This is a genomic window from Streptomyces sp. NPDC028298 (assembly GCF_055565895.1).
The window spans coordinates 404,606-417,206 of sequence record NZ_JBVHTL010000006.1 but is presented as its reverse complement, the minus strand read 5'-3'; the positions used below and the strand labels follow the sequence as shown (position 1 = coordinate 417,206).

Genomic DNA, 12,601 nt, shown 5'->3' with positions numbered 1-12,601 from the left:
GGCTCACGGCGGCGGAGTGCTCTTTTTCACAGGCCCGGCCCGACGGCCACCCCCTGTACGATGAAGGCACACCTTGATCGAACCAACTCTGCCTGACGCAGAGCTGGCGCGACCGTATGGCGGCCGTGACGTCCTTCCGCAGGGGGCGCCGGTATCTACCGCAGATCCGCGCAAGAGGACAGCTCTCGGCGCCCCCCGCACGGGCGCGCTACCAGGCGGCAGAAAGGCACGGGCCGTGGCATCCACGGTCACCTCCCGCCCTGGATACGGACAGTTGCTGCGCACCCGCGGCGCCTGGACGTTCCTGCTCCCCGGCTTCGCCGCCCGTCAGCCGTTCGCCATGCTGACGATCTCCATCGTGCTGCTCGTGCAGCACACCACCGGCTCGTACGGGGCGGCCGGCGCCGTCGCGGCCGTCACCGGTGTCTCCATGGCACTGTTCGCGCCCTTCACCGGACGTCTGGCCGACCGGCACGGACAGCGGGCGGTCCTGCTCCCCGGTGTCCTCGTGCACGCCGTGGCCGGCTTCTCCCTGACCGCGCTCGCGCTGGCGGACGCCCCCCTGTGGGTGCTTTTCGCCGCCGCGGTGCCCACCGGCGCCTCGGTGCCGCAGGTCGGCCCCATGGTGCGGGCCCGCTGGGGCGTGAAGCTCCAGGGTTCGCCCCTGATGTCGACCGCCGCCGCCTTCGAGTCCGTCACCGACGAGCTCACCTTCGTCTTCGGCCCGCTGCTCGCCACCGCGCTGTGCACGGCCGTCGCCCCCGCCGCGGGCCTGCTGACCGAGGCGTCGCTGACCCTCGTCGGCGGTCTGCTGTTCGCCGCGCAGAAGAGCACGCAGCCCGCGGTCTCGGCCGCCGGACACGCCCGCGTGGAGCACGGTTCCGCCCTGCGGATCCCCGGAGTGCGCGTTCTGATCATGACCTTCCTGGGCATCGGCTCCGTCTTCGGCGGCATGCAGGTCTCGCTGGCCGCGTACAGCGAGTCGATCGGCGAGCCCGGCATGAACGGTGTCCTGTACGGCGTCTTCGCGGCCGGCAACATGCTCTCGGGCATCGTCTGCGGGGCCATCGCCTGGAAGGTGGCCCCGCAGCGACGGCTCGTCGTCGGGTACGCCGCCCTCGCGCTGGCCGCCTCCGGGCTGTGGGCCGCGAACTCGGTGATCGTGCTCGCGGGCCTCGGCCTCGTCGTCGGCATGTGCATCGCTCCGAGCCTGATCACCGGCTACACCCTGGTCGAGAGCCTCGTCCCGCAGGGCGCCCGCACCGAGGCCTTCACCTGGCTCACCGGTGCCGTCGCCCTCGGCCAGGCCGCGGCCGTCACGGTCGCCGGGCAGCTCGAGGACAGGCTCTGGGACGGCGCCGGGTTCCTGGTGCCGATGGCCGGTACGGCACTGGCTCTGGCGACCCTGGTGGCACAGCGTTCGCGCCTCGCCGCACAGGCCCCGAGCCGTGCCGTCGCACGTGGCGTCGGTCACCGCGTGCCGGTGACAGTGGACTGATCTCGCGGAATACGTCAGTATGGACCGTCGTTAGCACTCACTGAGTGAGAGTGCCAGGAGGAAGACAAGTGCCGACCTACCAGTACCAGTGCACCGAGTGCGGCGAGGGCCTCGAGGCGGTGCAGAAGTTCACCGATGACGCCCTGACCGAATGCCCGAATTGCAACGGCCGCCTGAAGAAGGTGTTCTCGGCCGTCGGCATTGTCTTCAAGGGCTCCGGCTTCTACCGCAACGACAGCCGCGGCTCCTCGTCGAGCAGCTCGCCGGCGTCGAAGCCGTCCACGTCCTCGACCTCGGACACGAAGTCCTCGTCGTCCGCCTCGTCGTCCTCGGACACGAAGTCGTCGAGCGCGAAGTCGTCGGGCACCGGCTCCGCCGGCAGCTCCGCCGCCTAGGACTCCTCGGCCCGCGGCCGGGGCTCCCCCCGGCCCGGCCCGGCCGCCGTGGCCCACGGCCCGCAGGCCGCACAGGTCCGTTTCCGCGGAAGACCCCGTCGCCCTTCGACGACGGGGTCTTCCGCGTTCCTTCACCGGGACAGCCCGTAGGGTGCCGTTCATGGCGAACACGGAGAACTCACAGACCCCGGACGGGGAGCAGCCGACGGCATCGGCCGAGATCGGCGTCATCGGCGGCTCGGGCTTCTACTCCTTCCTCGACGACGTGACCGAGCTGCGGGTCGACACCCCTTACGGGCCGCCCAGCGACTCCCTGTTCCTCGGCGAGATCGCCGGCCGGCGGGTCGCCTTCCTGCCCCGCCACGGCCGCGGCCACCATCTGCCACCGCACCGCATCAACTACCGGGCCAACCTGTGGGCGCTGCGCTCGGTCGGCGCCCGGCAGATCCTCGGCCCCTGCGCCGTGGGCGGGCTGCGTCCCGAGTACGGGCCCGGCACCCTGCTCGTGCCCGACCAGTTCGTGGACCGTACGAAGTCACGGGCGCAGTCCTACTTCGACGGGCTGCCGCTGCCCGACGGCACGGTGCCGAACGTGGTGCACGTGTCGCTGGCCGACCCGTACTGCCCCGTCGGACGGAAGGCCGCGCTGGAGGCGGCTCGCGGACGTGACTGGGAGGCCGTGGACGGCGGCGCGCTCGTGGTCATAGAGGGCCCGCGGTTCTCCACCCGCGCCGAATCGCTGTGGCACCAGGCGCAGGGCTGGTCGGTGGTCGGCATGACCGGACATCCCGAGGCCGCGCTCGCCCGCGAACTGGAGCTCTGCTACACGTCGTTGACGCTGGTCACCGACCTGGACGCGGGCGCCGAGACCGGCGAGGGCGTCTCGCACGACGAGGTGCTCAAGGTGTTCGCGGCGAACGTGGACCGGCTGCGGGGCGTGCTGTTCGACGCGGTCGCGGCGCTGCCGGAGAACGGATCACGCGACTGCCTGTGCACGAAGGCCCTCGGCGGCATGGACCCCGGCTTCGAACTGCCGTGACGCGAACGGGCGTGGCCTGAGCCTCCGTGGCGCGAACGGGCGTGGCTGAACCTCCGCGCTCCGCGCCGGGGTGGCCCGCGCCTCTGTGGGGCGGGGTGGCCCGCGCCTCTGTGGCGCGAACGGACGCGGCCTGGACTGCTGTGAAGGGAACGGACGCGGACGGGGCTGCCGTGAAGCGAGCTGCCGTGCCCCGAGTCGGCGTGACCGGGCTGTCGTGACGTGTGCCCGGGCGGGGTGGAACCTCCCGTTCGGGTGAGGGAGTTGTCCACAGTTCCCGGGCCGTCCACGGGTGCCTGCGGACTTCGGCGCGAGACCTCATCGTGGGATCGCAAGCCGGTCCGTCGTGGCCGGTCCCTCGTAGCCGGTCCCTCGTCACAGGTGGTGGTCACCATGGCACAGCTCTCACGACACATCCGCCCGCCGGGCGCGGACACACCCCCGACGTGCGAGGTGCCGCAGTTCGCGCCCGTCCGGGTGCGGGGCGGGCGGTTCCGGCCCCGGCTCCGGCCCTTCGCCCGGCACAGGCGGCGGGCGGTCGCCGCGGGCCTGGCCATGACGGCGGCCGCGCTCGTGGCCGCCGGTCCGGGCGACACCGGGCGGGCGCGCGGACATCCGGCGTCCACGCCCTCCGCGTCCGCCTCCACCACGGTCCCCCCATCCGTACGCGGGCCCGGCCCGGTGGAGACGGTGAGGGCGCCGGTCCGGATCGCGGACGGAGACGCGGCACGCCTGCTGCGCCCCGGCGACCGGGTCGACGTGGTCGCGGCGGACGAGGGCGGCGACGTGCGGGTGGTCGCGGCCGGGGCACGGGTCAGCGGGGTGCCGGACGCCGTCACGACCGGCACCGGAGCGCTGGTCGTCCTCTCCGTTCCGCGCGCGACGGCCGTGCGGCTGGCCGGCGCGGGCACCACGTCACGACTGGCGGTGACCCTGCGATGACCACCGAAACCGTGTCAAGTCTCTCGATCGAGCTACCCAGTTGGACAGGCCCGGATCACCCTGCCGTAGGTTGCGGAGCTGTTTGTTCCACAACCCGTGCGGAGGGGCCTCCTAGTGAGCGACAACAAGCAGCCCGGCGTCTGGGAGGGCTTCAAGGCCTTCCTGATGCGCGGCAACGTCATCGACCTGGCCGTCGCCGTGGTCATCGGCGCGGCCTTCACCAACATCGTCAACGCCGTGGTGAAGGGCATCATCAACCCGATGGTGGGCGCTGTCGGTACGAAGGACCTCGACAACTACAGCTCCTGCATCGAGAGCCCCTGCACCGGCACCGGAGCGAACGCCACGGGCATCCGGATCATGTGGGGCTCGGTGCTGGGCGCCTCGCTCAGCTTCCTGATCACCGCCAGCGTCGTCTACTTCCTGATGGTGCTGCCGATGTCCAAGTTCCTGGCCCGGCAGGCGGCCCGCCAGAAGGCGAAGGAAGGCGCGAAGGAGGTCCTCGAGGTCTCCGAGCTGGAGGTGCTCAAGCAGATCCGCGACGAGCTGGTCGCCCAGCGCGGTCAGGGACGCCGCGAGTACTGACGGCGGGGCCGTGGGCGCGCGCCCGGGAACTCGGCCGGCGGTGCCGGCGGACCGGGGCGCGCCCGTCCCGGGGCGAGGGCGCCCGGAGCCGGGCTCAGATGTGGTGGGGCGGCTTCTCGTCGAGGAAGCGCTTCAGGTCGGCGGCGCTGTCACCGGTGCTGTCGGCCCGCTCGCCCCACCCACGGTCCGTATCGTCCGAGGACTGCTGGTTCAACGGATCGTCGAAGACCAGTGCGGGCTTCGGATCGCGCGGTTCGGGGGCGGGGGCGGGACTCATGCCCCAAGGGTACGCCGCGGGGGTGCGGGGCCACCCCGGCCGGCCCGTCGCTTGTGAAGGCATTCACAAGAATTTCCGGCGCTTTTCTGCTGTGCTTGGCCCTATGACCTCCCGTTCCGCTCCGGAATCCGCCTCGACACCACGGTCCGCCGGCCACTGGCCGCTGCGCAGAATGACGGCCCGCGGCCGGGACGAGGCGCACCGGGTCGCGTCGCCGCTGGAGCTCCTGTTCGACCTGTGTTTCGTGGTCGCCATCGCCCAGGCGGGCGCCGAGCTGGTGCACGCCGTGGCCGAGGGGCACGCGGGGCAGGGCATCCTCGACTACGCGATGATCTTCTTCGCCATCTGGTGGGCGTGGATGAACTTCAGTTGGTTCGCCTCGGCCTACGACAACGACGACGTGCTGTACCGGGTGGTCACGCTGGTGCAGATCGCCGGCGTCCTGGTGCTCGCGGCCGGGGTGTCGAAGGCGTTCGAGAGCCACGACTTCCTGGTGGTCTGGCTCGGCTACGCGATCATGCGGTTCGCGATGATCGCGCAGTGGCTGCGGGTGGCCCGGTCCACCGAGGGGACCGAGAGAACGGCGGCCCTGCGGTACGCGGGCGGCGTGCTGCTCTGCCAGATCGGCTGGCTGGGCCTGCTGATCGCACCGGAAGGCGGCCGCCCGTGGGTCTTCCTCGTGGTGGCCCTCGCCGAACTGTGCGTCCCGCTGTTCGCGGAGAAGGACTTCACCACGTCCTGGCATCCGCACCACATCGCCGAGCGGTACGGACTGTTCACGATCATCGTGCTCGGCGAGACGATCGCCGCCGCCACCGTCGCGGTGAAGTCGGCCGTCGACGAGCACGACGCGCTGGGCGAGCTGCTCCCCATCGCCGCGGGCGGCCTGCTGATCGTGTTCTCCGCCTGGTGGATCTACTTCGTGGTGCCGATCCACGGCCATCTGCGGTCCAACGGCCAGGCCTTCCTGTGGGGGTACGGCCACTATCTGATCTTCGCGTCGGCCGCCGCGATCGGTGCGGGTCTGGAGGTCGCGGTGGAGCAGACGGTCGGCACGGCGCACATCTCCGCGCTCTCGGCGTCCGCCGCGGTGACACTGCCGACCGCCCTGTACTTCCTCGCCGTCTGGGTCCTGCACTCCCGCTATTTCAAGGTCGGCATCGCCCAGCAGCTCGTGCTGCCGACCACGGCGCTGCTCGTCATCCTGTGCACCTTCCTGGGCGACTGGGCGGTCCTCTCCGCCGGGATCGTCTCCGCCCTGTCCGTGGCGGTCGGGGTGGTGATGACGACACGGACGGCGACGCGGGAAGCGACGGCCGGGGAAGACTGGGCGCATGACAGTTGACGCTCTGACGGATGTCGTGGGTCTGCGGGTGGGGCACGCGACGCGCAGCGGAAACGGGTGGCTCACGGGGACGACCGTGGTGCTCGCTCCCGAGGGAGGCGTGATCGCCGCCGTGGACGTGCGCGGCGGCGGGCCCGGCACCAAGGAGACGGACGCGCTCGACCCGCGCAACCTCGTGCAGAAGGTCGAGGCGGTCGTACTGACCGGTGGCAGCGCCTACGGGCTGGACTCGGCGTCGGGCGTGATGGCGTGGCTGGAGGAACGGGGCCGCGGGGTGCGGGTGGGGCCGGACCCGACGCACGTCGTGCCCGTCGTGCCGGCCGCCTGCGTCTTCGACCTCGGGCGCGGTGGTGACTTCCGGTCGCGGCCGGACGCCTCCACCGGACGCGCTGCGGTCGAGGCCGCCGACGCGAGTGCGGTGCGGGCGCCGGTGGGCGAGGGCGGCGTGGGAGCCGGTACGGGCGCGGTGGTCGGGGGGCTCAAGGGCGGGGTCGGGACGGCGAGCGCCGTGCTGGAGTCCGGTGTCACGGTGGCCGCGCTGGTGGTGGCGAACGCGGTGGGCTCGGTGGTGGAGTCGGAAACGGGGGCGCTGTACGGGGAGTTGGCGCGAGGGCGTACGGCGGGCCCGTCGGCCGCGGTGCGCGAGGCGGCCCGACTGCGGCTCGCGGAGGCCGCCGCGCGCAACGCGCCGCCACCGCTGAACACCACGCTCGCCGTCGTCGCCACCGACGCCGCCCTGACGCGGGCGCAGGCGCAGAAGCTCGCGGGGACGGCGCACGACGGGATCGCGCGCGCCGTGCGGCCGGTGCATCTGCTGAACGACGGGGACACCGTGTTCGCGCTGGCCACGGGCGACAGGGCGCTCGACGCCGGGAACCCCTTGGCGCTCAACGAGATCCTCGCGGCGGGCGCGGACCTGGTGACGCGCGCGATCGTGCGGGCCGTGCGCGCGGCGGAGCCGGTGGACGGGCCGGGCGGAGCGTGGCCGTCGTACGAAGAGCTGTACGGGGAGGGCGGGTTGGGGAACCGGACGTCGTAGCGCCCTGGAACTGGTGCGGCAAGGGCGCCTTGCAGGACAATGGACGCGACGGGCCGGAACCTTTCGCGGGGCGCGTGGACCGCTGGAAGTGCCGTCCGACGAGGGCTTTTTGACGAACTGACGGGCCGCCGGGGAACTGACCGAACGGTCCGCCCGTTTTCCGTCCGTACGTTTTCTCGGTTCGCGGACATGATGTCCGACCGAGGGGCTACGGTATGCACCCACAAGGTGACATGCAGCAACGCCGGGAGAAACCTTGAGCGTTCCGTACGAGACAGCAGCGTACGAACCACCCGAGTCGCCCGAGTCTCCGGAGGAGCATCTCGCACGACTTCTGGGCCGCGCCCTGAACTCGTTCGAGCTGCCCGACGAGGCGATACGGCGGCTCGACTGCGCGCTGGCGCACGACAGCTCGCTGCACTCCGCGCACCACAGCGCGGGGCTGCACCGGGAGACGTACCGGCACACCTGGCTGCTCGCCGACGGTTCCACCGTCACGCTGTGGGAGCTGGTGCACAACACGGCGGCCGGCCACGACGCCCAGCACGAGGTCTACGTCGACGAGGAGGAGCTGCGCACGGCCACGGCCCGGCTCCCGCTTCCGCCGGACGCGCCGGACTTCGAGCTGCCGGTGTTCGTGCAGTTGTCGTCGGTCCCCGAGCCGCGTCACACCTACGTGCCCGACGACTCCGCCGATCACGCGCGCCGGCTCCTGCGGCGGGCGGAGAATCCGGACCGGCCCGGCGCCGACCTCACCTCGCTGCTGCTGCGGGAGGCGTTCGCGCACCAGATCACGCAGGCCTTCGGACGCCCTTGCCGTGCGGGGCAGGCGGGGCTGTGCTTCTCGCTCTACGAGCACGCGTTCCTGCTGCGCGACGGGCAGGAGATCTCCCTGTGGGAGGTCGAGCACACGGCGACACCGGACCGGCGGCACATGTGCGAGGTGTACGCGAGCGAGGACGCGGCCCGGGACGCGATGGAGCGCCGGGCGGCACGACTGGGCTGACGACGGGGAAGGGCCCGGCACCTGAGGTGCCGGGCCCTTCCCCGTTGCGGACCTCCGCGTCACGTCCTGCGGTCGGCGGCGACCCGGGCAACGCCTCCCCGGGCGCCGCCCGGGACAGGGATCAGCCGACGAACTCCGGCTTCAGGTCCTGGCCCGAGCCGTGGTCCTCGTCCTTGCCCTGCTTCTGACCCGAGCCCTGGTCCTGGCCCGCGTCCTCGCCCCGGCTCTGGCCGGCGTCCTGGGCTTCCGTCTCGTCCTGTGCGCCTTCCAGGTGCTGGGCCGGGCGCTTCGGCAGGGCGAACATCAGCAGGAAGATGACGGCCAGCACGGCGGCGACCCAGCCCAGCGCGTACTGGAAGGCGTCCACGAAGGCCGGGCCCACCTGGGTGCGGGTCAGCCGGTCGGGGATCTCGCCGAAGAAGAGGACCGAGACCAGGCCGAGGCCGAGCGCGTTGCCCATCTGCTGCACGGTGTTGATCAGACCCGAGGCCGAACCCGAGTGCTCACGCGGGACGTCGGAGAGCACGGCGTCGGTCAGCGGCGCGACGATGAAGCCCATGCCCGCGCCCATGACCACCAGCGGGAGGGCCATCTGCCAGGAGGCGATGCCCATGCCGTAGCGGTCGGACTCCCAGATGTAGAGCAGGACGCCGAGCGCCATGATCAGGGCACCCGCCTGGAGCACCTTGCGTCCGAAGCGCGGGACCAGAAGCTGCACGGACATGCCCGCCGCCGCCGAGACCGCGATCGAGAACGGCACCCCGGTCAGGCCCGCCCGCAGCGGGCGCCAGCCCAGTCCGATCTGCATGTACAGCGTCCAGACCAGGAAGAAGATGCCGAGCGAGACACCGAAGACGGTCTGCACGGCGATGCCCGCCGCGAAGCTCTTCACCTTGAACAGCGACAGCTCGATCAGCGGTGAACCGTCCCGAGCGGTCTTGTGCTTCTCGTAGGCCACCAGCGCCGCGAAGACCACGAGGGAGCCGGCCATCGACGCGTACCCCCACAGCGGCCAGCCCAGCTCGCGGCCCCGGGTCAGCGGGTAGAGCAGCATGAGCAGGCCGAGCGTGACGAGGGCGACGCCGACGAGGTCGAGCTTGAGTGCCTTCGGGGCCTTGGACTCGCTGATGAAGCGGCGGCCCAGGATCAGCGCGACGATGCCGACGGGCAGGTTGATGAGGAAGATCGGCCGCCATTCCAGACCGAACAGGTTCCACTCGGTGAGCAGCGCGCCGAGGAGCGGGCCCGAGACCGCGCCCAGACCGACGATCGCGCCGAACAGGCCGAAGACCTTGCCGCGCTCGTGCGCCGGGAAGGTGGCGTGCACGATCGACAGGACCTGCGGCACCATCATCGCGGCCATGGCGCCCTGCAGGATGCGCGAGGCGACGAGCATCTCGGGGTTCGCCGCGAAACCGCACAGCGCGGACGCGAGGGTGAAGCCGGCCACGCCGAGGAGGAAGAGCCGCTTGCGGCCGTGGATGTCACCGAGCCGCCCGCCGGTGACGAGTCCCGCGGCGAAGGCCAGCGCGTAGCCCGCGGTGATCCACTGGATCTGGCTGAAGGAGGCGCCCGCGTCCTGCCGGATCGAGGGGATCGCGATGTTGACGATCGTGACGTCGACCAGGTCCATGAAGGCCGCGGTCATGACGATGGCGAGGGCGAACCAGCGGCGTCGGTCGGCCGCGGCGCTTGGTGCCGGGCTGCTGAGAGCTGTCTCAGGGGTCTCGGTGGAGGTCATGCGACAAACCTAGAACCCTATTAGGTCAGATCATGACCTAGTTGTCCGGCACCCTGGAAACCATGACGACCGATACTCCGGCCCGGCTTCTCCAGCTCCTCTCCCTCCTCCAGACGCCCCGCGAGTGGCCCGGCGGCGAGCTGTCCGAGCGTCTCGGGGTGTCCCGCCGTACGGTCCGGCGCGATATCGACCGGCTGCGCGAGCTCGGCTATCCGGTGCAGGCGACCAAGGGCGCCGACGGCGGCTACCGGCTGGTGGCGGGCACGGCGATGCCCCCGCTCGTCCTCGACGACGAGGAGGCCGTCGCGATCGCGGTGGGCCTGCGGGCCGGCGCCGGGCACGCGGTCGAGGGCGTGGACGAGGCCTCCGTACGGGCACTCGCCAAGCTGGAACAGGTGCTGCCGTCCCGGCTGCGCCGCCGCGTGTCCATGCTCCAGGCCGCGACCACCCCCCTGACCAGCGGGGACGGGGCGAGCATCGCCCCCGAGACGCTGACCGTGATGGCGTCGGCCATCGCGGGCACGGAACGGCTGCGGTTCGCCTACCGCTCCGGGGACGGAACACCCTCGCGGCGGCTGACCGAGCCGTACCGGCTGGTCTCCACCGGCCGCCGCTGGTACCTCGTCGCCTACGACGTCGACCGCGACGACTGGCGGACGTTCCGCGTCGACCGGGTGTCCGAACCCTTCGCGACGGGAGCCCGGTTCACACCCCGCGAACTGCCGACGGGGAACGCCGCCGAGTTCCTGCGGCAGTCGATGTACGGGCGCCAGGAGACCTACACGTACGAGGTCACCTTCGCCGCCCCGGCCGAGTTCGTGGCGGCGCGCGTGCCCGCATGGGTCGGCGCGCCCGAGCCGATCGACGAGCGGAGCTGCCGGCTGCGCGCCTCCTCCAGTGACTCGGTGGAATGGCTCGCGGTGCGGATCGCGATGGTCGACTGCGACTTCACGGTACGAGAACCGAGAGAACTTGTGGATTACGTAAGGGAGTTGGGTGCACGGCTGAGCCGGGCGGGGGCCGTGGCGCAGACTGACGGCGCCTGACGGTCGGCCGCACTCCACGGGGGTGGTGACACCCGGTGGACCGTCGGCGACGGCAGGTTATGTCGCTGTGGCAGAATCTGCCATCCGGGTCACCCCGGGGTTCAGGTTCGGGGTGGCCCGCCCCCATGCTGCCCGGAATCCCAGGGGCCCCCTGAAACAAGGGAGTCGAGCTTCGGCGCCAGGGGGGGGAGGCGCCGAAGCTCGACTCTGGGAGAGTCCCGGCGCGGGGGGGGGTGAGCGTCGGGACTCGGTTCTGGGGAGCGGCCTGCCTTCGTCCGGTGGGGTTCCGTCCGAGGCTTCCGCTCGGTACTTCCGTTCGGTGCTTCTGTTCGCTTCTTCTGTTCGCTTCTTCCGCTGGGACGGGGCCCGAAGCGTGGACCCTGAAGTCTTGTTCCCAGGGCCCGCCGGATTGAAGCGGCCTTACATGGCCATGTCTGGTCGACTTGTGGCCAACGTGGCGGGGGATCCCGTGCGGGGACCGGGCCGGGCGGGTCCGGCGCCGCCGGAGGAGTCGACCCGTACGGCCCACTCACCCCGCCCGCCCGGACCACCCCGTGCGCTCCGGATGTCCCGTCGCCGTTACGCCGCCGCGTCGAATCCGGTGTCGCGCGCCAGCTTCTTCAGTTCGAGCAGGGCGTGCTTCTCGATCTGACGGATGCGCTCGCGCGTCAGCCCGTGCTCCTTGCCGACCTCCGTGAGCGTCCGCTCCCGGCCGTCGTCGATGCCGTACCGCATCTTGATGATGGACGCGGTGCGCTGGTCGAGGTGGCCGATCAGATCGTCCAGCTCCTCGCTGCGCAGCAGGGTGAGCACCGACTGCTCGGGCGACACCGCCGAGGTGTCCTCCAGCAGGTCGCCGAACTGGGTCTCGCCCTCGTCGTCCACCGCCATGTTCAGGGAGACCGGGTCGCGGGCCCAGTCGAGCACGTCGCCGACGCGCTCCGGCGTCGAGCCGAGCTCGGCGGCTATCTCCGCGTGCTCGGGCTCGCGTCCGTTCTCACGGTTGAACTCGCGCTGCACGCGACGGATCCGGCCCAGCTCCTCGACCAGGTGGACGGGGAGGCGGATCGTGCGCGACTGGTCGGCGATGGAGCGGGTGATGGCCTGACGGATCCACCAGGTGGCGTACGTCGAGAACTTGAAGCCCTTGCGGTAGTCGAACTTCTCGACCGCGCGCACCAGGCCGGCGTTCCCCTCCTGGATCAGGTCGAGCAGGGGCAGGCCGCTGCGCGGGTAACGGCGCGCCACGGCGACGACCAGCCGCAGGTTCGAGCGGATGAAGACGTCCTTGGCGCGCTCGCTGTCGGCGACCAGCGCCTCCAGCTCTTCACGGGACGCGTCGGCCTTGGCCTCCGCCTCGCCGTCGAGGATCTGTCGCGCGAACACACCCGCCTCGATGACCTGGGACAACTCGACTTCCTTGGCGGCGTCGAGCAACGGTGTTCGCGCGATCTCGTCGAGGTACATGCCGACCAGGTCGCGGTCGGCGATTTCGCCGCCTCCGGCGCGAACACTGCGTGCCGCGTCGGCGGTCCCGCCGGTGGCGGACTGACGACGGGCGACGGCACGGGTTGCCATGCGTGCTCCCTTGCGTGGTGGGCTTGCGGGTGGTCCCGGACATCCGGTTTTCACCCTCCCGGGTGCCCGGCATCCGATGGAAACAACGACTGGAATCAGGACAGAATTCCCAA

The 12,601-nt window shown here is 71.5% G+C and carries 12 protein-coding genes; 9 read left to right on the top strand and 3 right to left on the bottom strand.

Annotation, left to right across the window (positions count from 1 at the left end):
* Positions 1-235: 235 nt before the first annotated feature.
* From ACZ4TO_RS27500 to mscL, 5 genes are all read left to right on the top strand, one after another.
* Positions 236-1,498 carry an MFS transporter gene (locus ACZ4TO_RS27500; protein ID WP_382791588.1) on the top strand — a complete coding sequence of 421 codons (1,263 nt, stop codon included), beginning with the start codon at positions 236-238 and terminating at the stop codon, positions 1,496-1,498.
* A 68-nt stretch (positions 1,499-1,566) separates the two neighbouring features.
* Positions 1,567-1,893 (top strand): FmdB family zinc ribbon protein, encoded by a 327-nt coding sequence (locus ACZ4TO_RS27495; protein ID WP_382791586.1) that lies wholly within the window; start codon positions 1,567-1,569, stop codon positions 1,891-1,893.
* Positions 1,894-2,053: 160 nt separating this feature from the next.
* Positions 2,054-2,932 carry an S-methyl-5'-thioadenosine phosphorylase gene (locus tag ACZ4TO_RS27490; RefSeq protein ID WP_468025488.1) on the top strand — a complete coding sequence of 293 codons (879 nt, stop codon included), beginning with the start codon at positions 2,054-2,056 and terminating at the stop codon, positions 2,930-2,932.
* 390 nt (positions 2,933-3,322) lie between these two features.
* Positions 3,323-3,871, top strand: a complete 549-nt coding sequence (locus tag ACZ4TO_RS27485; protein ID WP_468025487.1) for a hypothetical protein — start codon at positions 3,323-3,325, stop codon at positions 3,869-3,871.
* A 114-nt stretch (positions 3,872-3,985) separates the two neighbouring features.
* On the top strand, positions 3,986-4,456 hold the full coding sequence (gene mscL / locus ACZ4TO_RS27480; protein ID WP_468025486.1) for a large conductance mechanosensitive channel protein MscL: 471 nt from the start codon (positions 3,986-3,988) through the stop codon (positions 4,454-4,456).
* Positions 4,457-4,550: 94 nt separating this feature from the next.
* On the opposite strand, the gene ACZ4TO_RS27475 is transcribed toward mscL, so the two are convergent.
* The gene (locus tag ACZ4TO_RS27475; RefSeq protein ID WP_355759474.1) at positions 4,551-4,733 is read right to left on the bottom strand and encodes a hypothetical protein; all 183 of its coding nucleotides are present in this window, start codon (positions 4,731-4,733) and stop codon (positions 4,551-4,553) included.
* Positions 4,734-4,836: 103 nt separating this feature from the next.
* On the opposite strand from ACZ4TO_RS27475, the gene ACZ4TO_RS27470 reads away from it, so the two are divergent.
* From ACZ4TO_RS27470 to ACZ4TO_RS27460, 3 genes are all read left to right on the top strand, one after another.
* Entirely contained in the window at positions 4,837-6,078 is a 1,242-nt protein-coding gene (locus ACZ4TO_RS27470) for a low temperature requirement protein A (RefSeq protein ID WP_468025485.1), read from the top strand.
* The gene (locus ACZ4TO_RS27465; RefSeq protein WP_468025484.1) at positions 6,068-7,117 is read left to right on the top strand and encodes a P1 family peptidase; all 1,050 of its coding nucleotides are present in this window, start codon (positions 6,068-6,070) and stop codon (positions 7,115-7,117) included. Before ACZ4TO_RS27470 ends, ACZ4TO_RS27465 begins: the two co-directional genes overlap by 11 nt.
* 256 nt (positions 7,118-7,373) lie before the next feature.
* Positions 7,374-8,123, top strand: coding sequence for a DUF6227 family protein (locus ACZ4TO_RS27460; protein WP_382791570.1), 750 nt, complete (start codon positions 7,374-7,376; stop codon positions 8,121-8,123).
* A 121-nt stretch (positions 8,124-8,244) separates the two neighbouring features.
* On the opposite strand, the gene ACZ4TO_RS27455 is transcribed toward ACZ4TO_RS27460, so the two are convergent.
* Positions 8,245-9,864, bottom strand: a complete 1,620-nt coding sequence (locus ACZ4TO_RS27455) for an MFS transporter (RefSeq protein WP_468025483.1) — start codon at positions 9,862-9,864, stop codon at positions 8,245-8,247.
* A 62-nt stretch (positions 9,865-9,926) separates the two neighbouring features.
* On the opposite strand from ACZ4TO_RS27455, the gene ACZ4TO_RS27450 reads away from it, so the two are divergent.
* Positions 9,927-10,910: a helix-turn-helix transcriptional regulator gene (locus tag ACZ4TO_RS27450; protein ID WP_468025482.1), complete on the top strand. Its 984-nt coding sequence runs from the start codon at positions 9,927-9,929 to the stop codon at positions 10,908-10,910.
* A 579-nt stretch (positions 10,911-11,489) separates the two neighbouring features.
* On the opposite strand, the gene ACZ4TO_RS27445 is transcribed toward ACZ4TO_RS27450, so the two are convergent.
* Positions 11,490-12,488 (bottom strand): sigma-70 family RNA polymerase sigma factor, encoded by a 999-nt coding sequence (locus tag ACZ4TO_RS27445; protein WP_382791563.1) that lies wholly within the window; start codon positions 12,486-12,488, stop codon positions 11,490-11,492.
* Positions 12,489-12,601: the final 113 nt, after the last annotated feature.